Here is a 23,675-nt window from a genome sequence, read left to right on the forward strand (position 1 = left end):
TTAAGTCCTTATGCCGACAGGCTCAGCAGTTGATCCTGCAACGCCTTGTCTGCTGCAAAATCAGCCATGGATCCGGTATGCGCGATCCGCCCGTCATCGATGACGGCCATGTCCCGACCCAGTGATTTTGCAAAGTGAAAATTTTGTTCGACCAGCAGAATTGTTGTGGTTTCTGATATCTCGCGAAAGGCATCCGCCATGGCGTCAATTATGGAAGGGGCCAGCCCCTTGGTCGGCTCATCAATCAGGATCAGATCGCGAGGTTCAATGATGGCACGGGCCACGGCCAGCATCTGCTTTTGCCCACCGGACAAGGACCAGGCCTGTTTGCCCCAGAATGTTTTCAGGGCTGGGAAGAGGTCGTAAATGCGATTTAGTCGGGCTGTGTCGAATTTGCCGGTTTTGGTGGCCAATATTAGATTTTCTTCGATCGTTAGGCCGCCAAACACCCCCATGTTTTCCGGTACGTAGGCGATCCCTTTGCGGGCAACCTCGGCGGTGTGCAAGGCGGATATATCTTCGCCACGAAACGTGACTGAACCGGGGGATGGCCTCCACAGCCCCATGATTGAGCGCAGCGTGGTGGTCTTGCCCGCGCCATTGCGCCCCAACAACACAAACACGCCCCCTTCGGGCACGGTTAAGGTGACATCATGCAAAACAGCATATTGTTCGATATTGGTTTGCATCGCGTTCAAAGTCAGAAGGGTCATGCTGCAGCCTCCCCCGATTTGCCCAGATAGACATCGCGAACAATCTGGCTGCTCATGACCTCATCCGGTGCGCCATCGGCCAGCAGCTCGCCATTGTGAAGCACGATAATTCGATCTGCCAAAGCGCGCACAACGTCCATTTTGTGTTCAACCAGCAGAACGGTTTTGCTCTTGTCGTGCTTGATCTCGGCAATCAGTTCCAGCACATCAGGCGTGTGATCCAGTGACATGCCCGCGGTGGGTTCATCAAACATATAGATGTCCGGCTCCATCGCCATCAGCAAGGCGACCTCCAGCTTTCGTTGGTCACCGTGCGGCAGTGCAGAAGCGGGCAAAAAGGCGACGTCGGTCAGCTTGGTAGCTTCGAGGTATCTTTCCGCACGGGCGGTCAATTCTTTGTAGCTGGAGACGGGTTTGAACAGTCGCCAACCATCCCCCGAACGCGCCTGCACCGCCAAACGGATGTTTTCCAGCACACTGAGCTGCGGGAAAAGATTGGTCAGCTGAAAAGCCCGGCCAATGCCGTGACGGGCACGGGTCGAAGGTGACATCTTTGTAATCTCAACCCCGTCTTTCACAACCTTCCCGCTGCTGGCTGCGAGCTGGCCTGAGATCAGGTTGAAGAAGGTGGTTTTACCAGCGCCATTTGGCCCGACAATGACGGTCAATTCACCGGGGAGAAATTCACAGTTCACCTGATTTACCGCCAGGTGGCCGCCAAACCGGATGGTCAGATCTTTTGTGACAAGCGAAGGCTGGGTCATGAAAATAGTCCAAGTAGGTAACGTCCCCGGCCCAGTTTGAAGGCCGGGGAAAATGGTGGATTAATTGGTGCGACCCAATGGGATTTTCAGTTCGTCAGCGCTGATTTCGCGGACAAGATCAGGGATTGCCCAATCTACCTCGTCATCCACGCGGATTTTGAAGTGGTACATGTCCTGCAGGGCTTGGTGATCTTCGGGACGGAAGGTCATCGTTCCCTTTGGCGTTTCCCAAGACATACCTTCCATCGCTGCAATCAGGCTTTCGGTGTCGATGCTTTCAGCTGTTTCCAACCCTTTCACGATAGCCAAAGCCGCTGCCATACCGCCCGCAGTGAAGAAATCGGGGGGGCTGTCAAAACGGGCTTGGTGCTCTTTGACCAACCAATCATTGATCTCGTTGCGGGGAATTTCATAGTAGTAATAAATCGCGCCTTCCATGCCGGGCACCCGCTTGTAGGTCGGCAGGACCGGCAGAATGTGACCACCAGTGGAAATGCTGATGTCATAGCGCGCAGGCTCCATTGCCTGAATTTTGCCCATCGGATCACCACCACCCGCAACATAAATCAGAATGACTTTGCGGCCTGGTTTGTCCTTGAGCGCATTAAACATCCGCTCGGTTGCTGCGGTGAAGTCCGTGGTTTTCTGCGGCACATATTCTTCGGTGACGATTGTGGCACCAGAGCCATCAAGTGCTGCTTTGAATGCGCTGATCCCGTCACGGCCAAAGGCGTAGTCTTCTGCCAGAGTTGCAACAAACAGGTTCTCATCCGGCGCCAGGGCCAGCGCCTGCGCCTGCATGTCCATCGAGCTGTTGCGCGAGGTTTTGAACACATACCGGTTGCTGTCTTCGCCGGTCAGACTGTCTGCAACTGCCGGTTCGATCAGCAAGATGCGCTCATATTCCTCAGCAATGGGCAACATGCCCTTGGTAACGCCAGAAGACGTGCCACCAACCGCAATCAGGACCTCATCATCACCGTAAGCCTCGGCCAATGCTGCGCGGGCCACGTCGGGTTTGAACTGCGTGTCCTTGATGATGATCTCTAGCGGACGACCGGCAACTTCCATCGTTCCACCGGTGGCGTATTCCAGTCCCATCTGAAAGCCAGTGTGTGTCTGCTTCGAGAACACCTCGTAGGTCGAGCCTGAGATGCCGTGTACGAGGGCAATTTTGATCGGGTCCGCTGCATAAGCCGCACCGCTGACGGCGATAGCTGCAATGGTCGATCCGATCATTCGGAACACCGGTTTCATGATGGTTTCTCCCTAAATGTACAGGCTGTTAGGGCATTGCGCCTGTCAGTCCTGCCGTCATATTGTTCAATAATATTGCTGACTGCATGGTTCAGTGTCTTGGGGGACAAATCAACATCGTGGAACTACGTATAGATGATTGCTTTGGCAGCGGAGACCTTGCCGAACTGGCCTTTCAGTTTGCGCCAGTTGGTCTTGTTGTGACTGAAAACCGTACGATCCGAACTTATAACAACGCCTTCGCCGAGATGTTTGACTACGACACAGATGAACTGAGAAACAAATTATTTTCAGTACTTTACCCGAGCGAAACAGAGTTCCTGAACATTCGTGACCGGGGTGTCGAAGAACTGCAGACATCAAATACTTATTGGGATGAACGGGTCATGGCCCGAAAGGACGGCACCCTGTTCTGGTGTCGTGTTCGTGGTCACTCCTTTACCCCGGATGAACCTTTAATGCGTGCAGTCTGGAGCTTTGCCGACCTATCAGACGTTCGTCCCTATGTGGCGCTGACACGCCGTGAGCGGGAAATAGTTTCTTTTCTGATGGACGGAATGACCAGCAAGGAAATTGCCCGGAAACTTGAACTGTCTTATCGGACAGTTGAAGTCTACCGGGCCAACTTGCTGAAGAAGTTTGGTGTCGGCAACACCAGCGCCTTGTTTCAGGCGCTGGGTGGGCTTAGCGGTAGCGACGTGGTCACGCGAAGTAACATCAAATAGCCGCTTGTAATCTAGCCAAGCATTGCCAGCAACTCGCGCGATGGTGCACCCGTTACCGGGAGGCCACGGCTGGTCTGATAGGACCGGATTGCAGCTTCGCTTTTAGGGCCAATAACCCCATCGGTGCCCCCAGTATCAAATCCTGCAGCGGTCAACTGTTTCTGCAATCGGCGGCGGTCGTCAATCGTCAACCCGTAGCGATCTGGAGGGAAACTGGCGGACAATGGTCCCGCCCCGACAATACGATCCGACAAATAGCCAACGCCGATGCCGTAATTCTCGGAATTGTTATAGCGCAAAATGACATTGAAGTTGCGAAAGGCCAGAAATGCCGGGCCACTGGGGCCAGAGGGCAGCAACAAGGCCGCTGCACCATGATCTGGCACAGATCCACCGGTGACAGTTTTGACGCCCAGCGCTGACCATTCTGAAACGGCACGTCGTTTGTCGCGCCCGGCAAGCGCGGTGTTAAATCCTGATGGCAGGCGCACCTCCTGGCCCCAGGGTTTGCCACGTTGCCAACCTGACGCCTTTAGGTATGCGGCAGCGGATGCCAGACCATCTGTGGGATCGTCAGACCAGATATCCCGGCGTCCATCACCGCGAAAATCAACAGCATAGGCCGCATAGGTTGTGGGAATGAACTGCGTATGCCCCATCGCGCCAGCCCAGCTGCCGACCAATCCAGACGCAGCAACATCACCCTTCTGCAAGATCCGCAGCGATTCAATCAGTTGCTTTTCAAAGAAGGCGCCGCGCCGACCGTCATAGGCTAGGGTTGACGTTGCTGAGATTACCGAAATGTCACCGCGACGGGTTCCGTAATTGCTTTCCATCCCCCAGATCGCAGCAATCACCGATGTTGGCACACCATAGCGCGTTTCGATCTCCCCCAGCAGTGCCGCGCGTTGGCGGTAATTTGACCGCCCTGCAGCCACCTTTTCCGGCGATGCGACAATGGCAAGATAGTCCTCAAGCGTACGCGAGAACTCAGTTTGGTTGCGGTCGCGCTTGACCACTCCGGGCAGAAAACCGGCATTGCGAAACCCTGCGTTCAGGGTCGCCTGCGAAATGCCCTGTTGCATGGCCCGGTTGCGAAAGGCGGCAACCCATGCGTCATAGCCAGAATTTGGCTGTGGGCGTAGATCAGGATCAGTTGTGCGAGCGTTGCTTGGCCCGGTTACAGATCCTGCCGTGCACCCGGCCATTACTGCTGCCAGCCCTGTGGCGGCAACCCACCTCCGTGTGACGCGCATACCAAAATTCCTTTCTGCAAATCCTAGTGTTCAAGATGTTCATTTCATCCACAGGGTGCAAGGGCTCGATATCAAATGAACTGGAACAATCCCAATGTAGAGACGGAACAGGCCCAGAGGCTATTTATCGTAATGCACACCTACGGTGACTTTGCCCGGCAACACCGAGGCCTGGCTAAAGTTCGGGTCATCCTCGCGGTTTGGTGCACCTGACCCACCTACCCCCTCTAACAAATGGTTGCCGCGCGTGTTCAGATCTTCGTCGCCGTTTTCATCATGAAACAGAAAAACAGCATAGGGACCTTCATTCAACGCAGAGAAATTATGACGCACTATACCCGTCTGCGCCGATATTTCAGCATAACCCACGGCGTTCCAATAGTTGAGTGTCTCATAGTCTTTGGCGTTATCGAACACGAGAACCAGAACATTCCCTCTATTGTTGCGCACGCCTTCGATGGTCAATTGGATGCCCTCAGAAAACGCTGGTGCAGATAAGGTCAGAAAGGCCGCTAAAGGAAATGGGAGCAAACGAGTTTTCATATGGGTTTCCTTTGAACTTTTGAGGAGAAAATGTTGGGGCGAAACAGGGCAAACAGGTCTTCGGTTATTGCAATCAGCACCGGTACAAGGATCAGCATCAACGCAGTTCCGAACAACTCGCCGAAGACCAGCGAAACTGCTGCTGGAATAAGGTATTGCGCCTGTTCAGAGGTCTCCATGAGCAATGGCATTAGCCCGATCACGGTTGTGGCTGTAGTCAGAAAAATGGCCTGAAACCGCCCCAAACCCGCATCTTTCAATGCATCGGACACGGTCTCCCCGTCTTCACGCGCCTGATTGTAACGGGTAATCATGACCAGACTGTCGTTCACCACAACACCCGTCAGCGCCAGCATCCCAAAGAAGGAAAACAGCGATAATGTCACTCCCGTGATCAAGTGCCCAACCGCAGCCGCAATAAAACCAAAGGGCACGATCGCCAGGATGATTACCGGCTGCCAATAGCTCTTTAATGGGACTGCCATAAGAATATAGATCAGAACCGCGGCCAGGATCAGCGCATCAATCAGATTGCCCTTTATTTCCCCGATTTCCTCCAGCTCCCCCGCTCCCACAACTTTGACGCTTGGGTATTTTGAGGAAAGTTGCGGCACCAACTGTTCAAATACGGCCTGTCCAACTTCTTCCGGGGCCACCACCCCGCGGTCAATGGTTGCGGCCACAGTGTTCACACGCTGCCCATCGCGTCGAAAGATCACCCCCGCGACATAACTGCCTTCAATGTCCGCAACGGTCTGCAACGGCACCCATGCACCGGTTGAGCTTCGCAGATGGGTTTGCATCAGGTCGTCAATTGTATCGCGCGCAGTGCGCGCGTTCTGCACAACAACACGCACCTCGGCCCCATCACGATGGACCCGGGTCACTTCAGCACCGCCAAAGCCATAGCCAATCTGGTTTGCCAGGGTTTCTGCTGTGAAGCCAAGATTGCGGGCATCCGTGCGCAGGCGCAGTTTCAACTCTGGCTGCCCCCCCACCAAGCCATCCCGAATATTCGTTACACCGTCGATTTCATCCAGAAACCTGCGCATCTCGATACTCGCTTGGGCAAGCAAATCCGGATCTTTCGACATCAGACGGATCTGGAACCCACCAGCCAGCTCATCCGACCCGGAAAATTCGAGTTCTGTTGCACCTTCGACCTGCCCCACCCGGTCTCGCCAGGCTGTCACCACGTCCAAAATTGCCACCTCGGGTCGTTCAGCCACCGGCACCATCTCGGCGTAAAGCTGGGCACTGCCTGCACTGCTGATCAGGGTGAAAAAGGTCCTGATCGGTGGCTTTTCCATACCTTCGCGTTCTGCAATCTCTGCATTCAGCTCCCGGCCAAGTTTTTCGATCCTGTCCACATTGGCCTTTGTCAGGGCAAACGGCGCGCGCGCATCCATTTCAAGGTTCACTGTGATAATCTGTCCCGGAACATCAGGGAAAAACACTGTTTTAACCTTGCCCAACCCCATCAGACCCAACCCCAACGTGCCCGCAGCAATGAACAGGATCAGCACCGCGTATCGATGCGCGATAGAAACAACAAGAATTGGCTGATAAACGCGATCGCGAAACCAGAACAGACCGCCACGGGCTGCATCCTGAACCCGCCCCCACAGGCGGGTCACCATGTAGCGGCGTTTCCCGTCCATCGGAAATTGGGCCAGATGTGCCGGTAAAATGAGTTTGCTTTCAATCAATGAAAAAATGAGTGCCGAGATCACGATGCCTGCAAAGCTGGCCAGGACTCTGCCCAGTGGATTATCCATCAACAGCATCGGGAAGAATGCGGCGATCGTTGTCAGCACACCAAACACAGTGGCGACAGCAACGCGCTCCACCCCGCGCTCAGTTCCCTCCACAGGGTCTTTTACCTTCTTTCGCTCTTCGAATACGCTTTCGCCGACAACAACTGCGTCGTCCACCAAGATGCCCAAAGCGATGATCAGGCCAAACGTTGTGACATCGTTGAGCGAGTAGTCCACCCATTTTGAACCTGCGACAGCCATCGCTCCCATAACCGAAATCGGGATCCCCATCGCCACCCAAAATGCAAGCCGCAGATTTAGAAACACCGCCAATATCAGGGTGACCAACAGCAGTCCCTGCACCCCGTTGGACTTAAGCAATGCCAAGCGATCCGAAATGTAACCGGCACTATCGCCCCAAACCTCTGCTTCGATGGATGGCGGCAGCTGTGCCTTGAAGTCTTCGATGACCTCTCGCACCACGTCGCTGATTTCCAGCAAATTTTCCTTTTGCCCAATCAAAATCTCCATGCCGACAGTCGGATTTCCGTTCAATCGAAACAGAAAGTCACCATCTAGAAAGCCATCCTCTATAGTGGCCAGGTCTGCCAAAGGGACATAAGAGCCGTCGGCCCGTTCAATGATCGGCAGCGCCGCATATTCGGGGGCATAACGCGCCCTGTCATCTGCGCGCAGAAAAACGGTGCCACCTTCGGTGTGCAACTGGCCAGCCTGAAATGTCAGTGAATTCGCCTGAATTGCGGTGGAAACATCAGCGATGGTTAGCCCGTATTGGCGTAGCCTTTGTGGATCCACCTCAATTCGCAACTCGCGCGGGATTAACCCCCAGATATTCAGTCGAGACAATTCAGGTTGCGCCAACAGTTCCTCTTTTAGCCGTTGAGCCAAAGTCTGCAGGGTCGCCGGATCAGCATCCCCATGCAGGTTCACATAGAGCGCTGGAAAGTCATATCCTGAGGCCTCGATCACGGGCCGACGCGCCGTCGCTGGCAGATCAGTCATCCCATCAATCCGGATGCGAACCCGATCCAAAACCGTTTGCAGTCTTACCCCACCTGCGCGGCGTACGGAAATCGAACTCACTCCATTGCTCGACTGTGCGGAAATGCTGCGGACACCTTCCACCCCCTCTAGCGCTTGTTCGACTTTCCGGGTCACCAACTCATCAACCTGCTCGACGGTGGCATCCGGAAAGACGACGGAAATTTCCACGCTTTCCGGGGGAATACGTGGAAACCCTTCGATACGGATTGAGAACATCGTCTGCACACCAAGAAACAATATCAATGCCATTAGCAAGTTTGCGGCAACGGGGTTGCGGATGAACCAAGAGGCAAGTGACTTCATAGCTCAACCCTCACCCTTTGTGGGGTCACCCGTTGGCCGGGCAGGAACGAAGCAAGAGGTGTTTTGACGATGTTCCAGGGGCCTGATCCCTGCGGAGAAAATACAGAAATTGTATTTTCAGTGCGAAACAGGATGTCCGGTCTGAAACGGCGCAGTTGGTTCTTTCTGTCCACCATCCAGACATAACCGGCCCTTGAAAGAGCGGCTTCGGGTATGGCCAATGTGTTCGAAATGCTCCGCCCGTGGAATACAACTTTCAAAAAGTCACCTGCCAACATTGCTTCGCTCGGATTGCGGATTTCCAGAAACACGCGCACTTGGCGGGTAGCTTTATCCAAAAATCCTCCCCCTTGCCGTATGCGTGCCTGCCCAAGTAGGCGCCCATCGCGATGAAAAACCTCAGCCGTTTTTCCTGCGATAGGATGATCAAGTAATTCCCAGTCGGCCTGGCTCAATTCCACCATCAACTCGAACTGGCGGTCATCCGATAAGTGCACCAGAGTTTCCCCCGCATTGACCGTTTGCCCAAGGCTGGCCGAACGCTTTGTGACAAAGCCAGAGAACGGGGCGGTAATCTCGGTATTTTCAAGCTCTCGCTGCGCCGCCTGCAATTGGGCCTTTGCGGAGGCCACGGTACGTTCTGCAATACGCACCTGAGGCAAATGAATGGCAAGGTCGGTTGGCGGCTTGGTGCCATCTCTCTCAAACTGGCGTAGGGCAACGGCCATGCTGTTTTGAGCGCGCAATAACGCCAACCTGGCATCTTCAAGGCTCAGTTCAGCAGATGCCACTGTGGTTTGAAACTGAGTTTTTTCGATCGAAAACAAACGCGCGCCCTTTTGAACACGCGCACCTGCTAAGGCTTCGTCGTATACTTCCAGGATCCGCCCGGATACGGCACTCCGGATGTCCGCATCCCAGTGCGGACGTAACTCTGCGTAAGCCGAAATCGTAGCATTGACCTCTTTGAAACCGATCTCATGAACGGTCACAACCGGAGCAGCTCGCGGAGGCTCAGTTCTAGATACATCTGCTGTGTTTTCTGCTTCGGACAATATGACCAGAACAGTGGCCAGAAATGTCAAAGACACAAAAAACCAAACCCACCGCCACGTTTTCGAAGCTCTAACTTGTGTGGGTTTGTCGGCCATTTCAATTCCTTCCAGCGATCATTCAAACCAAAGCACCACTTGCGGCAGTGCGTGAATTTCTATATACAGTGAACGATCGTTCGTTCAAGTATAAGGCAGAAAAATGTCGGGCCAAGAAGACGCACCAGAGAGCAAACGAAACAAGGCACTTGCAAAAAGGCGACGCAAAATTCTTGAAGCAGCCGTGATGTGTTTTCTGGAAAACGGCTATCACCAGACCGGAGTTCGTGACATTGCCACCCGCGCGGGAGTGAGCTTGGGAAATCTCTACAATCACTTCCCCAGCAAGCATGACGTTCTTGTGGAGATCGCTGGACTTGAACGCGACGAACTAGCCCCATTTCTAAAAATCCTGGCGAAGACCTCCCCTGCCCCAAAAGTCTTGGACAAGTTTGTCACGGCTTATGCAAAACACCTCGCGGCGCCAGAGAATGTGATACTGAGTATCGAAATAACCAGCGAAGCAATCCGCAAGCCGGATATCGCTGATTTATTCCTGGAAAACAGAGACCTGCTGACTTCGAGTCTGACAAGTGTTCTGAGCCGTGGCGCCGCTGACGGCGATCTGCGCCCCCTATCAGATCCCTCTGATACTGCTCAGTTAATACTTGAGCTAATCGAAGGAAGTGCCGCCCGAAGCATGTTGAGTGGCGTTCCAATGCGCAAGATTTTGGGCGGTGTAAGGGACTTTATCTCAGCCGCAGTGTTGCCACCAGATACAGCTGTTTAGCCAAGAAATTCCTCGCAGCAGTCAACAAAGGATGTTTAGGCGCGACCTGTCTGCGCGAGCGGGCCACAACAGCCCGCTCGGTTAATATGGTTACTCGGCAGGTGCAGCAGCCGTTTCATTGTGTTTATCACGCAACCCGTCGCGATACAGCGCCTTAGCCAGCGACACACACATCAGCCCCATCACCATCGTGAAAGGTAGGGCCCCGATGATCATGGCGCTCTTCAACGCCTTCATGGCGTCTTCACCGCCATTGATCTTGCCTGCAATCAACAGGGTGCCAATCACCAGTGTCAGGATGACGCCCCAGACGATGCGATGTTTGACACCCGTTTCCTGCTCGCCGCCCGACATGATGGTGTTCATCACCAGAATGCCCGAGTCAGCCGACGTCACCAGGAACGTCAGGATCAGGACCACACACATGATGGTGATCATCGACAGGAAGCTGCCTGATAACATCTCGCTCAAGGTCACAAACAGCTTGGCGGTGCTAGACGCCCCGATGATGACCCCATCTGCGCCACCGGTCAGTTCCAGATCAATAGCCGTACCGCCCAGAATTGCCATCCATGCGAAGCAAACCAACGTTGGTGCAAAGACACAGCCGACAATGAATTCCCGAACTGAACGACCCTTGGAAATGCGGGCAAGGAACAGGCCAACGAAAGGTGAGAACGCGATCCACCAGGCCCAGTAGAACGTGGTCCACCCAGATTGCCATCCGAATTGGCGCCCCGCGTTACCAGCTTCGTACACCGCGGCCAAAGTTGCCTCTGGCAGTTCCGCAGCTGCGCCTTCAAGCCCAGACTTAAACCCGTCAAACGATCCCCAAGCGTTGGTTGCGCCTGCCATCAGATCCCCCGACAGAGGCTTGGCAGCTTCGGGCAATGCCGCGGCAAAGGCATCCGCAGATTGCGGACCATAGGCACCAAAGCTCAGCGAGACAAAATTCAGGATGTAGTCCACCAGAGCCGTGGCGTAGGTGGTCATTGCAAACAGGAAGGATCCGAACACGACAAAAGTCAGCAATAGGATAATCGACAGCACCAGATTCAGGTTCGACAGGTATTTCACCCCACGCCCCACCCCGGAAACCGCCGAAATGATTGACAGTCCCATGATGACAACCAAACCAGTGACAAGTCCCACTGTGCCGGGTGCCGGTGCGTCGCCGGTCATATCCATCATCCAGTCCATACCAGTGATGGCATAAAGCCCATCAATGAACTGGCTGACGCCAAATCCAATGGTTACCGATACGCCAAGGATCGTCGCAACAACCCCCAAAACATCAACGATGTGACCAAAGATGCCATTCACATATTTGCCAAACAGTGGCGTCAGAGCGGATCTGATGGTCAGTGGCATATCCCGTGTATAGGCATAATAGGCCAGCGCCAGACCAGTGACGACATAGATCGCCCAGGCATGGATGCCGTAGTGAAGAAAGGTGTAGCGATACCCCGATTGCAAAGCCTCTACAGAGTTGCCTGCGACCTCACCTGAAACGACCACTGGGTTTGACCCCCAAAGCCCCATTGGTTCAGCGGTGGCGAAAACCATCAACCCAACACCCAAACCAGCCCCGAACATCATCGAAAACCATGAAAAGTTAGAGAACTCCGGCGCTTCTCCTTCGCGTCCCATGACGCGTTTCCCGGTTTGCGGCAGGGCTGCTACAACAAACAGAAAGAAGGCAAATGCCCCAACGATCACGATATAAAACGTATTGAAATCGTTCAGGATGCGCCCGTTTAACGACCCCAGAGTGTTGTTAGCATTGGCTGGCCATACGAGAGCCCAGATAACCAGCAAGGCCATTGTGATCTTGCTGATAAGTGCGATCGGCAGACTGTATCCTTCATAGAATCCAGCCCCCGCTTTCTTAATTTCCAGCTCCGTAAATGGAGGCTTGATTGACATTGGAACTCTCCCTTCCACTGTTGGCTCATTCGAGCATTTGGAACAGGCCTTATGTTGGCCTGTCCAATTTACCTGCCTCCCCCGGCAGGTATTCCCTTAACCGAGCAGTTGCTCGATCCGGGCAAGGGTTGCGGTGTTGACCGCAACGCCCTGTGTCTGCGCCAAAGCGCGTTTTTTGCTGCGCCCGTCGCCCGGCAAATGCGCACCCTCCTGTTCATGAACAGAGTTGGCCAACTCTGCGATGCGAGCCGCAAACAGATCTCGGGACGTTGCAGCGGGATCAATTGCCAAAAAGAACTGTCCTGTTTTGGGTGGTCCACCAGCGGTCCCTGAAAATGGCGAGGCATTGATGCCCAAAGTGGCGCCGCTAAGTGCGGCAGCCATCAATTCAACCAACACTGCAACTCCGACCCCCTTGTACCCGCCGGAAGGTGCCATCGATCCCTTTAAGCCAACATTCGGGTCTGTGGTCGGATTGCCGTCACCATCTAATGCCCAGCCAACTGGTATGGGTTTCCCTTCGCGCGCATGTTTCATCACCTCACTCTTGGCGATAGTGCTAGCACTCTGGTCGATCAATATCGCCGGTTTTCCATCAATTCCCGGCGCGGCGATCGAAAATGGATTGGTCCCAACTACCGGCTTGTATCCCCCAGATGGCGCAATAGAGGCCGGAGCATTGGTGAACCCAAGTCCAACAAGACCCGCCTCGGCCAGCCGATGGGTGTGGTATCCCAGTACTCCGCAATTATAGGAGTTGTGGATCGACAGTGCTGCGACGCCCTGTTGGCGGGCAAGCGGGATCAGCTGTTCAAACCCTGTGTCGATCGCAGAGTGAGCAAACCCAGTTGCCGCATCTACCGTGATCACGCCAGGTCTGGGAACCTCAAGTTTGGGAACAGCCTGACCATCGACTTTTCCACACAGCACATGTTCTGCATAGATCGGGATATAGGCCAACCCGTGGCTGGCAACGCCATCGGCTTCTGTTGCCGCCGTAGCGACAGCCAAGGGCCGGGCATTCTCAGGAGAGGTTCCAGCAGCCACAAGCGCAGCAAAGGACAGGTCTTCGATGTCAGCAAGGCTGAGTGTTCGGGTCTCAATCATAGGTTCTCCAAATCAGTCATTGTCGGATTGTCCAGCCCCTGCCCCCAGTCGCCGTGATGCTTCAGTTGCCGGGGCATAGGTCAGAGCGGCAAATGAATTGAGTTTCTCCCAGTCCTGACTGCAGGGTCTGGCACGGCCAATCTGGTTCGCGTCTTTAGTAAGCGGCGGTGCCACAGTGATTTCCACCTGCTCAACCTGTTCGACATAGAAGGCAGCCTCCGTTGAAGCCGCTAGATCAACAGTCTTTCCATTTGTCGTCATCGTTGCGCCCGGCAAGCGTACCTGCAGGTTGGTTTTAACCTTGCGCGCCGCTGCAGCCACAAACGGAAGGATGAACAGTGGGTGAGACAGTTCGCGGATCCTGACCCCATTTGAACCAACCAGAGTTGCACAGTCCGACAACGAAGCACCGACGTATAGTGGACACAGCCTGCCAGCTTCAGCGCGCCATTCTCCGACCAGGAATATTGGCGGCTGTAGATTGCAGGCAGAATCTTGGTGCGCTTCAAGAACACCTGTTAGTACACGGCAGCCATCAATGTTTTGAGCACACATCCAGCGCGTTGCCTTGGCAGCCTCTTCGGCTAGTCCCCAGCCCAGCCCAGCGCCACGGGCGGCCCGTTTACTATGGGCTTCCACTTCGTTCAGAGAGTAGCTCATTCAGCGCCCTCCAGATTGGGATAAACCCAGTGGTCCGCGTTGTCCCGGGTCAGTTCATTGGGGTATGGTGCCCCCTGGAACATACAAATCCGAACCCACCGGTCCGAGCGTGGGTCAAAGTGGGTAGCCCCAAAGAAAGAGAGTTTGGCACGCAGCATGTCAATCGGCAGGATATCTTCGCCGATGGTATTGTCCTGGATTTCGCTATAGGGCGCGCTGGCGCTGATCTGGCTGCGTCTGATCGTGTGGCGATGTTCTGGGTGACGTAGCAGGAAATCTGAGATCTTTTTATCGTGATCCCATTTTCTCAGTTCCTCATAGGCTTGCACCGCGTCCCTTGCTGGGGCCAGCGGTTGTTCATACTCCGCGATGGGCTCCTTAAACCGGGATCCGATCCGGGGCTCCAGTTTTTCGGCCGAAACATACCAGGCCTGTGCGCAATTCTCAGGGGCGGCCCAATCGAGTTCCAACGCCCAGCCAAAGCATTTCTGGATCAGCTCTTTCAGGGTGCCAACAGTCATATCGCCATCGATCAGGAACGCATCTGAGTTGCAATCAGACAGACTATTCGACAATTCATCAACGAGATGGCCATAGGGTTCCATCACAACGGAGCTCACCAATTCCTGCCCCTCTTCGCTCAGGTGGGCCTCAGACCAGAGAACAAGCTGATCCCAGGGGTGTTCTGTTGACAGGTCGTGCTTTGCAACATGGCTGAACACTGCGTCCAGATCGGTGCGAAGGGTGTTGAGTTTTTTGACTTGCAGCGGGTGGTCAGATTGCCACTGTGACACGGACCGAGAACTCCGTTTCAACATTTCTTTGAATTGGGCAACCTCTGCGTCCGTCGCACGTTGAACTTGTCGCACACGTAACAGGGCTTCTTCGCGCGCCATGATCCAGTTGTTGAACAACATCGGATGGTTCACGATAAACGGTGCCATGCCAAGGCCCGTTGAATTGCCAATACCAAGCTGCCGCGCTGCCCCTGCATCTAACCGTGCTGCAGTCTCGCCGCCTTTGGTTTGGGCAGCATGTTCAATCAGGTCACGCACAAAGGCTCGGGTCAGAAAAACCGAGAGCATTTCGGCCTGGAATGGTGCGGAAAACTCAGGTCGATCTGCAATCACCTCGCGGTCTGCAGCGCCGAATTTTCCTGAACCATACACGGCGGTGGTCCGCATCAAGTAGCCGACATTGGCCAGTTGCTCGGCTTCGGGTTGGCGACCACTGGCAAGCGCTTCGACCACATGTTTCCACAGGCGGACCGACCGGTTGGCGCGCGACAGCGACAGCTCGCTTTCACGAATGCGTCCAGCTTCCTGCAGCGGAACATTCTTTGACAGTCGCTCTATATCATCAGCCGTCGGAATACCGTCAAACAGTGTAAACGTTGCGTCCCAAGCCTCTGCTATGACCCTGTCAGAACGCATTTCCGACGGTAGATCGTGGGCAAAGGCAACAAGGGAGTAGGTGCGATCCGGCCCGTTGGCGCAATAAACCGCGTGTCCTGTGCCATCCGCTGCAATATTGAATATGGGGCGGGAAAACTCCCAGGCCTCATCAGCCATCCGCCGGGTCAGGATCCGCATAAAGCTAAGACGGCATTGATGAAGCGATCCCAGCCGCGATAGCCGCATGACCTGTCTTGGATCACGGAGCGAAGGGCGCAGGGAGCCTGTCATCCGTTCAAACCTGCGGCGTGAAATTGGTGGCAAAGAAACGATGCCAGTTGTCGCCAAGAACCGCCGAAACTTCAGCGCCAGACATCCCGACCTCGCGCAACCCATTTTCTAGGTTGCTAAAATCGCGGTTGTTGCGAAACCAATCGGGCATATCGGGGAACCCGGGCTTATCGGCCGACCCCTCTCCATAGTCGATGTCCTTGGTCCATCGGCCAACGCGCATCCACTCCACTACAGTATCAGGCTGGTCCTGACACAGGTCACTGCCAATGCCCAAATGCTCGACGCCAAACCGATCGGCGCAACGGGCGATCATTTCGCAGAAATCTTGCAGGGTGCAGTTGGATTTATGTTTCAAATGATGAGGGTAGATGGAAAACCCAAACATGCCGCCGTTTTCTGTCACAGCGCGGATCACATCGTCTTTTTTGTTGCGCAAGGCCGGCGCCCAATCATACGGGTTCGCGTGAGTGATGGCGATTGGGCGCCCGGATAGATCGGCCGCTTGGATAGTCGACCGATCGGCGGAGTGGCTCATGTCGATCACAAGACCAACACGGTTCATCTCTTTGATGACCTGCCGCCCCATACGGGTAATGCCGGTGTCTTCGCTCTCGTAGCATCCAGACGCCAGCAATGATTGATTGTTATAAGTCAGCTGCATAAAGCGGGCACCCAGTGAGTGCAGAATTTCGACTAACCCAATGTCATCTTCCATTGGGCTGGGATTCTGAAACCCAAAGAAAATAGCAGTGCGCCCGGTTTCACGAGCCTTGTCGACGTCACTGGCCCACAGGCCCTTCATGATCAGATCTGGATATTGTTCAAACCAGCGGTTCCACTTTTCAAAGTTCAGCACCGTTTCCCGGAAATTCTCGTGGTAAGCGATGGTGACATGCACCGCATCCACATTGCCCTCCCGCAATTGCCGAAAGATCTTTTCGGACCAGTTGGCATATTGCAGGCCGTCTATCCGCATCAGCTTGGTGTTCCTGCGCTGATATAGGCAGTTTTGACGGTGGTGTAGAATTCCGCAGCTGACTTACCTTGTTCACGCGGTCCGTACGAACTGTCACCGCGACCGCCAAATGGCACGTGATAATCAGTGCCAGCAGTTGGCAGGTTGACTGTCACAACGCCTGTCCGTGCATGACGGCGAAAATGTGTGGAACGGGCAAGGCTTTGCGTCACTATTCCTGATGTCAGGCCAAATTTGGTATCGTTGACCACGCTCAGAGCCTCGTCGTAGCTGCCCACTTTGATCACCGAGGTTAGAGGCGCAAACATTTCCTCACGGTTGATACGCATGTCGTTGGTGGTGTTCAGGAACACTCCGGGTGACATGTAAAACCCATCATGTGGCATCTCCAACCGGGCGCCCCCACAGGCCAGCTCTGCTCCCTCGGAAAGCCCCAAATCAACGTAGGCTAGGTTTTCATCAAGTTGCTGTTGGCTAACGACCGGCCCCATCTGGGTTCCAGCCTCCAGCGCGTGGCCCACTTTCATTGCTTTGGTGCCGGCAACCAGTTTTTCTACAAAACTATCATGCACCGCATGGTGGACCACAAGCCGGGAGGAAGCGGTGCATTTCTGGCCGGTGCCGCCAAACGCACCGCCAAGGGCAAGTGAGACAGCCAGATCCAAGTCCGCATCATCCATCACCGCCAAGGCGTTTTTGGATCCCATTTCCATCTGTACCTTGGTCAGGTTCTGGATTGCTGCTGTGGCAATGCCCTTGCCCACAGGAACCGATCCGGTAAACGAAATCGCGTTTACCTTGGGGCTTTCGACCAACTGTTGACCAATCGAGCGGCCAGACCCCATCACGAGGCTGAACAGCCCTTTGGGAATATCCTGTTTGGCAATGATTTCCGCAAGCGCCACAGCCGATGCCGGTGTGATATTGGCGGGCTTCCAAACAACAGCGTTACCATAACAAAGAGCTGGAGCAATTTTCCACGAAGCGGTGGCGGTGGGAAAGTTCCATGGGGAGATGATGGCCACAACCCCCACCGCTTCTCGGCGCACGTCGATTTCAACACCAGCGCGCACCGAATCTGCATTCTCACCAAGCTGACGCAGGCATTCAGCGGCGTAATATGTAAAGAACTGCCCTGCACGGTATACTTCGCCTTTGCCCTCGGCCAAAGGTTTACCCTCTTCCCGGCTTAGCAGGGCTCCCAGCTCTTCCGAACGCGCCATCAACTCGTTGCCGATGTTCATCAACACCGATTGCTTGCGCTCTAAACCATAAGCCGCCCATTCCAGCTGCGCGACCTGCGCCTGATCCAGAGTATCTTGTAGCTGTTGTGTGCTTGCCTGGGCGAACATACCCACGAGATCGCTCAGATCAGAAGGATTGCGATTTTCAGCTTCGCTCTCGCCTGCAGCCCAGTTTCCAGCAATCAGGTTCAGTTTAGTCTCGGACATCAGCTTTCCCACATATTGAATTGGGAAAAGAATGGACCTGCGGGTTGATATCAGTCAAATTTAAATAACTTAATTTAATTTCAGGAAGTCTGAAGTCATGGCAATCAAGATTGAAATGTTGCGTTGTTTCAGTGCAGTAGCTGAGGCTGGAAATCTGGCGGATGCCGCCATCCGATTGGGGCGAACCCAGCCTGCAATTTCAATGAAGCTCAAACAGCTAGAAGATCACCTAAATCAGCGGCTATTTGTTAGCGACAGGAAAAGCCAACTAACGCCCGTTGGCCTTCAGATCTTCGAACTGGCGCGCACCGAGCTGCGCCAGTTCGATGACACTATCAAGGCCATTCAGACCGCAGCAGTATCGCCGCAAGGGCTTGTACGCGTGGCATCGGTTCCGTCCGTCGCAGGGCTTGTCTTCCCTTCAATGGTCGAGAAATTTCGTGTTGTCTGTCCGGGAACCAGAATTGAGCTGCAAGACACGGACACCCAACAGGTCATTGATGCGCTTAGCCGAGGAAAAGCGGATATCGGCATTGCCTCCAATGATCACGCCTTAAATGGGATTCAGCAAACAAAGCTGTTCTCGGATCGTTTCGGGCTCATTTGCTCGCCACGCCATCCGCTCGCACACAAGAAAGGCCCAATAACGTTGGTCGATGTGATCTCTGATCAGTTCATCAGGAATGATTTGTGCCTATCAATCACGTCACAAAGCTTTCAGGAAATGACAGCTCGCGCCAGTTTATCGGCCAGAAACACCCTATCTCTCATTTCAATGGTACGCTCTGATCGCTGGGTTACCATCCTGCCCAAAGCTGTATTGCATATAGCCCCCTCGGACCTGATCTTCAGAGAGATCTCAGACCTAACATCCCGGCGTCAGGTCAACCTTCTCTTGCGAGAAAAATCTCCGTTTCAGGAGTATTCTGAGAAGTTGAAGGACGTCATTCTCTCTACAAATTGGGAAACAAATCTGAGTGCCGGTTCGCCGAAAAGGTAATGTAACTTGGGTGAGTACTCCCTTCACTGACCGACGAACTTCTATCGCCCGAAGCAGATCCCGGAAACAGGTCCCACAGTCATTCCAAGTCGCGCTCAACTTTTAAACGCCATTTCTCAGCATATGTTGCCATTTTTAAAGTATTCTCTGGCATTGTGATATTCTTGGTTTTCGTGGTCATGACATCACGCGCGAATAACAACGCTGCCCCAATGCTGGCGCCACACATGATGGCACCCCACTACGAAGTGCGTCAATAACCCCGGGTCAATGCCCCTTGGTCAAATACGGTCGTTTCTGCCGGTGACAAAAACGTATGGGTTTTGCCTGTTACACCTTCCTAAGTTGGTGCGCGGTTAAGTGAGGCCCTTTGCGGAGTAGGTGAGTTCCAAACTGTTGTGCTAGTGTCGTAGCGAAAGGCTCTCGTCGAATTTTGCACGGCGGCCTTTTTGTATTGGTTCAGTTTTCGTTTTTTGCTGCCCAAGTGTTGGGCTGATTGTTTATATCGAGGTGACAATGACAAATTGGGTTGTTTCATTAAGAGAACGCGCGGGCCCTCAATCACGTAATGCGGTCTTTGGATTCATGGCTCTCATTGGCGTACTGATCTCAGTAGCTTTGCCAGATTACTTAGTGTTCCGATCATTTTATCGAGCTGTTAGCAAACTTGAGACTGAGCGGGATGAACTAAAGGGTAAGAGGGATCGCCTTGTTCAGCGGTTAATTGTTCGGGGCAATGCATCCGAATCCAATGGCCTTTACTGGCGTCGGATCACTGCGGATAAGGATGGGCCCGAGGTTGAGATCAATCGTGGACAGGCTTAAGACTCTTGGTGTGAAGACCGGAAACCCGAGCGGCTTGTCATCGAGTTTGCGAGCCATGCTTCCACTTCCGAAATCGAAGCATATGACCGTGCAGTTGAACGGATTACTAATCTTAGTCGAGAGATAGGTGTCTATCAAACAAGGTCTGAACTTGGGCTTCCAGCATTCAGTATAGCAGTAGCAAAATGGAGCGTGCCGTTGGTCTGGCTATTCGCGCTTGGGGTCGCCCTTTGGCCGGTTTGGGCGTTGCGCGAAACGCTTCAAGTTGTGCAGACCAACGCACGGACAGAGAATGATCAGGAGCTACCGCTCTTGAGTTTTATTTCTGCTCGATTCGTCGAAAAGGAAATGCGAGTAGCGCCATCAGCGGTATTTCGTTGCTTGTACTTCGTGATGGCGATGCTCTCAATTATGGCTTGCTGGATGGGGTATGGGTATGCGATTGCAGGTTACGGACCCACGGGCATGTCGCCTCTGGTCCAATCGATTTACAAGTACAGCGCTGTTGGCACTGCCTCGTTCGTCAGCCTTTTCCTTCTACGAATTTCCATTTGGGGTCCTGGTCCCGGCGGCGCGGATAATGATCCTCGCCTGATTTGGTCAGCTTTGTCACGCAGATCATTTATATCTGGCGGCCTCGTTACCATAGCAGCCGGACTGATCGTTTCCCATCGGCAATGGGACACACCGGCCGCCTTGGCTCCTTATCTGCGTGTGCGTCAGAAGCCTCGTCGTGTGCAATCTTTGATAGAAATGGCCCCAGGTTTTTATTGGTTGTCTCGGCCGTGGCCTGAAGATTCGGCTTTCGCAAGGCCGACAAACTATGGTTTCACCAGACTCGTCTACCTTGAAAGTGCGTCCGACGTGGAAGTTTCCTTCGGAATGGATCCTACACGGATACGATTGGGCACCGACCAAGGCGGAACTTCGACCTCTTTCTAGTCCGCCCGCCGCCGCCGATCTTTCATTTTTGAGTAATGCCAGCGGTGGGACAATTCGCTCATACTGGATCGAGAACGCTGCCCTAGACCTCGTTGAAGTTGGCGGTCTTAGCGCAGCAGCTGAACTTCTAAAAATCGCAATAGACTGGGACATTGGAGAACGGCTAGCACAAAGGCGAAGGACCAGCATTAGATTGATCGATCTCTACTGCAAGCTTGTGCCGCAACAGGTACGCGTGGCGCAACTATCTGATTGGATTAAGAAAGGGAACAACCTCGAGCCGAAAGACCTGCAAAGGTTGGGAGGCAGGAAAACAAGATGGGAGCATGTCAGTGTCGTCGCGGGAAATCAGGAGGTGATTTGGAAGCTTCCGCGCCGAGGTGTTGAGATGGTTCCGAATCGAGTTGCCCGCTCAGTTGCAATTGGCTAGATTAGTAGTTGCGGTCGGCGCACGTCTCTCTTCCAAAGGAGGATGCTCGGTCTGGGTTCGACTCCCAGGAGGGGTGCGCCGACCGCAGTATCACCCAACAACACACAAGAAGCCCGGAACCACGGAGCTTACAGCGTCCAACCTACGGCTTGTCTAGAGGGTTTTCACGTCGAACTGATCAAAGTGTGTAGCATATCAAAAACCCTATGACATCATCCATGCGCCAAAACCGGTCGTTTTTGTCACTGGCGGCGCGCCCCCGAAATCACTGAATATTTCGGTGCCACAAACCCTTGGCAAAACCCCGTTTAGTTTGGCAGTTTTTTGGCCTTGCCTGGAAAACTGGACATTCGTGCACAGCGCGGCATTTGGTACTTTGGGCTCACAAGAGCCGTTAGCCGCGTGGCGCACGAAAGTCCGCTCCACGTTTTGTGGGCCACACTTGCTATGGGCCTTAGCTAATAGGGCCTCATCGCAAGGCCCATTGGCCTATTTCTAGATCATCCGGTGTGGCACCACCAGCAACGGCTTCCTTAAACCACGCTGGCTGACGGCCACGATCGCTCCAAGTCAGCTCTGCATTCTAAGGATGACGGTACTTCGGCGCAGCGACGGACTTAGCACCCTTTGCCTTTCCGATGACCAGCTCTTCCAGCGAATACCCCAATTCCTGCGCAGCAGAGGTTACAGTGGAGCGTGCCTCTTTGAGTTTGCGCGCTTCAAAACTGGTAATGGCTTTCGCCACATCCTTTTGCAGCTTTTTAGCTCATCCAGTTCAAGGCCGTCGAGGTCAATTTCAGACATAGTTTTTCCGTCTATTGCAAAACTTCGCGAACACTCGCAGAATTTGAAAGGCTAATCTAGCCTGTGTTTCAACGCGCTTCCTTGCATTCTACTCATCAGAATGAATCTCGGGTATTGAACTGACCTCGTCGCGCCCTCCGCTCCTGCGACTTCTCCGGACATCAACAAGAGACGTATCGATCAAATCCTTGAGATGGGCGGCATAGTGCTTTTCGATCATCTCGACGCTGGTGCGGCAGTTTTTGGCGACCTGATAAATGTCTGCACCTTCTAGCAGACGGAAACAGATATAGCTGTGACGCAAGCTATAGGCCGTGCGGGCCTTGCCATGTCGATCAAGTTTAAGGTCATTCTCCACGAGAATGCCATTGAACATTTTTTTGAATTCATTGGGAAAGAGAAGATCCCGCTGTCTTGGCTGCCTGTCGCCGTCCAGCCGATCTTCAACCATATAGTCAGGGCGCTGCCGCGTGAGTAGCCTTTCAAAGGGGCGCACCGCCCCAGGCATACCCTTACAATAACCAACGCCGCGCTTACCGCGCACTTCAATCTCTAGAATGCGATCTCCGGAAAAGTCGTCATCCACGACTTCAATATCTCGGAACTCAAGTTGTTTGATTTCATCAGGGCACAGCCCTGTATTAACCATGAAGAGCACGAAGTCGTGCAATTGTTGGGCATGCCATTGAAAGCGAGTGCTTTTAGGGTGCGCTGCGTTTCGGCGTGTCGCCTCATAGAGCTGTTTGTATTCCTTCGGCGTGAACCAAGGGCGATGCTCGATCTTACTTTGGCGGCGATAGGGATCAGAAACATCTGGAACGGTTTCAATCCAACCGTGGCGCTGAGTCGTTTTCAGCACCATGCTGAGCGTCACGATCTCATTGTGGATGGTGTTGCGGGCCGGTGGCTTCCACTTCTTCTCCTCGTCGTTCCTATCTGCTGGTTTGGACATGCGAGAAACACGGTATTCTTGGGAAGAACCAGAAGAGATGTCTTTGACGGGCATTTTGCCAAAATGAGGCTGAAGGTGAAGCCGAATACGATTCTTGTGGCCCTGCACCCATTTGGGGCTGCGCCGCCCCTGGGTGATTGCTTCATATTCGCGCTCAAATGTTTTCGCGGCTTTCTCAAAACTGGTGCCAAGTGCCAGTTCGCCAAAGCGATCCTTGTTGCGCAGCTCAAGGTACCAGTCCTCAGCGACCTCCTTGGCGAGCGCGAGGTTCTTCTGCTTCGTGCTCTTGCGCCACTCTGTGCCTTTGAGGAAGGTGTAGCAGTGCCAGTTCCCGCCCTTTTGACGGCGGTAGAGCTTCACTTTGTTACCCAGAATTGAGTGCCTTTCCGTAAGAAAATACCATGTGCGAATTTGTGCGATAAATGTGCGAGACATAATAACGCTAACATGGGTGGTTTTCAGAAGGAATCACTGATTTTTAGGAGCCCGAAAGGGCATGTTATTCAGAGTGTTATCCTGTGGAAGGTTGGTTGCGGGAGTAGGATTTGAACCTACGACCTTCAGGTTATGAGCCTGACGAGCTACCGGGCTGCTCCATCCCGCGACAGTTTTGGTTGTCCTACCGCCCGGAGGGCTACTTGAGGACGTTT

19 protein-coding genes and 1 tRNA gene are annotated in these 23,675 nt (G+C 53.8%); 3 read left to right on the top strand and 17 right to left on the bottom strand.

The window, feature by feature from the left end; all coding sequences use genetic code 11:
• Nucleotides 1-8 precede the first annotated feature (8 nt).
• Genes FEE96_RS08470 through FEE96_RS08480 form a run of 3 tightly spaced genes read right to left on the bottom strand, consistent with a single transcriptional unit; the run spans nucleotide 9 to nucleotide 2,734 of the window.
• A complete protein-coding gene (locus tag FEE96_RS08470; RefSeq protein WP_138162578.1) occupies nucleotides 9-713 on the bottom strand; it encodes an ABC transporter ATP-binding protein in 705 nt (234 codons plus the stop codon).
• Entirely contained in the window at nucleotides 710-1,477 is a 768-nt protein-coding gene (locus FEE96_RS08475) for an ABC transporter ATP-binding protein (RefSeq protein ID WP_138162579.1), read from the bottom strand. The genes FEE96_RS08470 and FEE96_RS08475 overlap by 4 nt, the downstream gene beginning before the upstream one ends.
• 60 nt (nucleotides 1,478-1,537) lie before the next feature.
• Nucleotides 1,538-2,734 (bottom strand): substrate-binding domain-containing protein, encoded by a 1,197-nt coding sequence (locus tag FEE96_RS08480; protein ID WP_138162580.1) that lies wholly within the window; start codon nucleotides 2,732-2,734, stop codon nucleotides 1,538-1,540.
• A 119-nt stretch (nucleotides 2,735-2,853) separates the two neighbouring features.
• On the opposite strand from FEE96_RS08480, the gene FEE96_RS08485 reads away from it, so the two are divergent.
• A complete protein-coding gene (locus FEE96_RS08485; RefSeq protein ID WP_246079355.1) occupies nucleotides 2,854-3,459 on the top strand; it encodes a LuxR C-terminal-related transcriptional regulator in 606 nt (201 codons plus the stop codon).
• Between the two features lie 11 nt (nucleotides 3,460-3,470).
• Here FEE96_RS08485 and FEE96_RS08490 read toward each other — a convergent pair whose 3' ends face one another.
• The 4 genes from FEE96_RS08490 to FEE96_RS08505 form a co-directional block, all read right to left on the bottom strand.
• On the bottom strand, nucleotides 3,471-4,715 hold the full coding sequence (locus FEE96_RS08490) for a lytic murein transglycosylase (RefSeq protein WP_138162582.1): 1,245 nt from the start codon (nucleotides 4,713-4,715) through the stop codon (nucleotides 3,471-3,473).
• 120 nt (nucleotides 4,716-4,835) lie between these two features.
• Complete coding sequence (locus FEE96_RS08495) at nucleotides 4,836-5,258, bottom strand: DUF2141 domain-containing protein (RefSeq protein WP_138162583.1); 423 nt, start codon at nucleotides 5,256-5,258, stop codon at nucleotides 4,836-4,838.
• Nucleotides 5,255-8,383 (bottom strand): efflux RND transporter permease subunit, encoded by a 3,129-nt coding sequence (locus FEE96_RS08500; protein WP_138162584.1) that lies wholly within the window; start codon nucleotides 8,381-8,383, stop codon nucleotides 5,255-5,257. Before FEE96_RS08500 ends, FEE96_RS08495 begins: the two co-directional genes overlap by 4 nt.
• Nucleotides 8,380-9,474 carry an efflux RND transporter periplasmic adaptor subunit gene (locus tag FEE96_RS08505; protein ID WP_246079357.1) on the bottom strand — a complete coding sequence of 365 codons (1,095 nt, stop codon included), beginning with the start codon at nucleotides 9,472-9,474 and terminating at the stop codon, nucleotides 8,380-8,382. Before FEE96_RS08505 ends, FEE96_RS08500 begins: the two co-directional genes overlap by 4 nt.
• Nucleotides 9,475-9,637: 163 nt before the next feature.
• Between FEE96_RS08505 and FEE96_RS08510 the strand changes: the two genes are divergently transcribed.
• The gene (locus tag FEE96_RS08510; RefSeq protein WP_138162586.1) at nucleotides 9,638-10,264 is read left to right on the top strand and encodes a TetR/AcrR family transcriptional regulator; all 627 of its coding nucleotides are present in this window, start codon (nucleotides 9,638-9,640) and stop codon (nucleotides 10,262-10,264) included.
• 90 nt (nucleotides 10,265-10,354) lie between these two features.
• On the opposite strand, the gene FEE96_RS08515 is transcribed toward FEE96_RS08510, so the two are convergent.
• From FEE96_RS08515 to FEE96_RS08540, 6 genes are all read right to left on the bottom strand, one after another.
• Nucleotides 10,355-12,190 (bottom strand): BCCT family transporter, encoded by a 1,836-nt coding sequence (locus FEE96_RS08515; protein WP_138162587.1) that lies wholly within the window; start codon nucleotides 12,188-12,190, stop codon nucleotides 10,355-10,357.
• 96 nt (nucleotides 12,191-12,286) lie between these two features.
• Nucleotides 12,287-13,297, bottom strand: coding sequence for an Ldh family oxidoreductase (locus tag FEE96_RS08520; RefSeq protein WP_138162588.1), 1,011 nt, complete (start codon nucleotides 13,295-13,297; stop codon nucleotides 12,287-12,289).
• A gap of 12 nt (nucleotides 13,298-13,309) precedes the next feature.
• A complete protein-coding gene (locus tag FEE96_RS08525) occupies nucleotides 13,310-13,957 on the bottom strand; it encodes a DUF3726 domain-containing protein (RefSeq protein WP_138162589.1) in 648 nt (215 codons plus the stop codon).
• Nucleotides 13,954-15,642 carry a hypothetical protein gene (locus FEE96_RS08530; RefSeq protein WP_138162590.1) on the bottom strand — a complete coding sequence of 563 codons (1,689 nt, stop codon included), beginning with the start codon at nucleotides 15,640-15,642 and terminating at the stop codon, nucleotides 13,954-13,956. The genes FEE96_RS08525 and FEE96_RS08530 overlap by 4 nt, the downstream gene beginning before the upstream one ends.
• Nucleotides 15,643-15,646: 4 nt before the next feature.
• A complete protein-coding gene (locus FEE96_RS08535) occupies nucleotides 15,647-16,621 on the bottom strand; it encodes a membrane dipeptidase (protein ID WP_138162591.1) in 975 nt (324 codons plus the stop codon).
• A complete protein-coding gene (locus tag FEE96_RS08540; RefSeq protein ID WP_138162592.1) occupies nucleotides 16,621-18,072 on the bottom strand; it encodes an aldehyde dehydrogenase family protein in 1,452 nt (483 codons plus the stop codon). The genes FEE96_RS08535 and FEE96_RS08540 overlap by 1 nt, the downstream gene beginning before the upstream one ends.
• Nucleotides 18,073-18,187: 115 nt before the next feature.
• Between FEE96_RS08540 and FEE96_RS08545 the strand changes: the two genes are divergently transcribed.
• Complete coding sequence (locus FEE96_RS08545; protein ID WP_245227104.1) at nucleotides 18,188-19,072, top strand: LysR family transcriptional regulator; 885 nt, start codon at nucleotides 18,188-18,190, stop codon at nucleotides 19,070-19,072.
• Between the two features lie 2,666 nt (nucleotides 19,073-21,738).
• Here the strand turns inward: FEE96_RS08545 and FEE96_RS24095 are convergent.
• From FEE96_RS24095 to FEE96_RS08560, 4 genes are all read right to left on the bottom strand, one after another.
• Nucleotides 21,739-21,843, bottom strand: coding sequence for an H-NS family nucleoid-associated regulatory protein (locus FEE96_RS24095; RefSeq protein ID WP_425467304.1), 105 nt, complete (start codon nucleotides 21,841-21,843; stop codon nucleotides 21,739-21,741).
• A gap of 9 nt (nucleotides 21,844-21,852) precedes the next feature.
• Complete coding sequence (locus FEE96_RS24045; RefSeq protein ID WP_342770963.1) at nucleotides 21,853-22,014, bottom strand: H-NS family nucleoid-associated regulatory protein; 162 nt, start codon at nucleotides 22,012-22,014, stop codon at nucleotides 21,853-21,855.
• A gap of 147 nt (nucleotides 22,015-22,161) precedes the next feature.
• Nucleotides 22,162-23,460, bottom strand: a complete 1,299-nt coding sequence (locus tag FEE96_RS08555; protein ID WP_138162594.1) for a site-specific integrase — start codon at nucleotides 23,458-23,460, stop codon at nucleotides 22,162-22,164.
• A 92-nt stretch (nucleotides 23,461-23,552) separates the two neighbouring features.
• Nucleotides 23,553-23,629: transfer RNA gene (locus tag FEE96_RS08560), tRNA-Met, on the bottom strand.
• Nucleotides 23,630-23,675: the final 46 nt, after the last annotated feature.

Source organism: Parasedimentitalea maritima (genome assembly GCF_005771405.1).
Taxonomy (GTDB): domain Bacteria; phylum Pseudomonadota; class Alphaproteobacteria; order Rhodobacterales; family Rhodobacteraceae; genus Parasedimentitalea; species Parasedimentitalea maritima.

Coding starts and splice junctions, on each gene's coding strand:
- FEE96_RS08470 (WP_138162578.1), bottom strand. CDS start 713: ATGACCCTTCTGACTTTGAACGCGATGCAAACCAATATCGAACAATAT.
- FEE96_RS08475 (WP_138162579.1), bottom strand. CDS start 1,477: ATGACCCAGCCTTCGCTTGTCACAAAAGATCTGACCATCCGGTTTGGC.
- FEE96_RS08480 (WP_138162580.1), bottom strand. CDS start 2,734: ATGAAACCGGTGTTCCGAATGATCGGATCGACCATTGCAGCTATCGCC.
- FEE96_RS08490 (WP_138162582.1), bottom strand. CDS start 4,715: ATGCGCGTCACACGGAGGTGGGTTGCCGCCACAGGGCTGGCAGCAGTA.
- FEE96_RS08495 (WP_138162583.1), bottom strand. CDS start 5,258: ATGAAAACTCGTTTGCTCCCATTTCCTTTAGCGGCCTTTCTGACCTTA.
- FEE96_RS08500 (WP_138162584.1), bottom strand. CDS start 8,383: ATGAAGTCACTTGCCTCTTGGTTCATCCGCAACCCCGTTGCCGCAAAC.
- FEE96_RS08510 (WP_138162586.1), top strand. CDS start 9,638: ATGTCGGGCCAAGAAGACGCACCAGAGAGCAAACGAAACAAGGCACTT.
- FEE96_RS08515 (WP_138162587.1), bottom strand. CDS start 12,190: ATGTCAATCAAGCCTCCATTTACGGAGCTGGAAATTAAGAAAGCGGGG.
- FEE96_RS08520 (WP_138162588.1), bottom strand. CDS start 13,297: ATGATTGAGACCCGAACACTCAGCCTTGCTGACATCGAAGACCTGTCC.
- FEE96_RS08525 (WP_138162589.1), bottom strand. CDS start 13,957: ATGAGCTACTCTCTGAACGAAGTGGAAGCCCATAGTAAACGGGCCGCC.
- FEE96_RS08530 (WP_138162590.1), bottom strand. CDS start 15,642: ATGACAGGCTCCCTGCGCCCTTCGCTCCGTGATCCAAGACAGGTCATG.
- FEE96_RS08535 (WP_138162591.1), bottom strand. CDS start 16,621: ATGCGGATAGACGGCCTGCAATATGCCAACTGGTCCGAAAAGATCTTT.
- FEE96_RS08540 (WP_138162592.1), bottom strand. CDS start 18,072: ATGTCCGAGACTAAACTGAACCTGATTGCTGGAAACTGGGCTGCAGGC.
- FEE96_RS08545 (WP_245227104.1), top strand. CDS start 18,188: ATGTTGCGTTGTTTCAGTGCAGTAGCTGAGGCTGGAAATCTGGCGGAT.
- FEE96_RS08555 (WP_138162594.1), bottom strand. CDS start 23,460: ATGTCTCGCACATTTATCGCACAAATTCGCACATGGTATTTTCTTACG.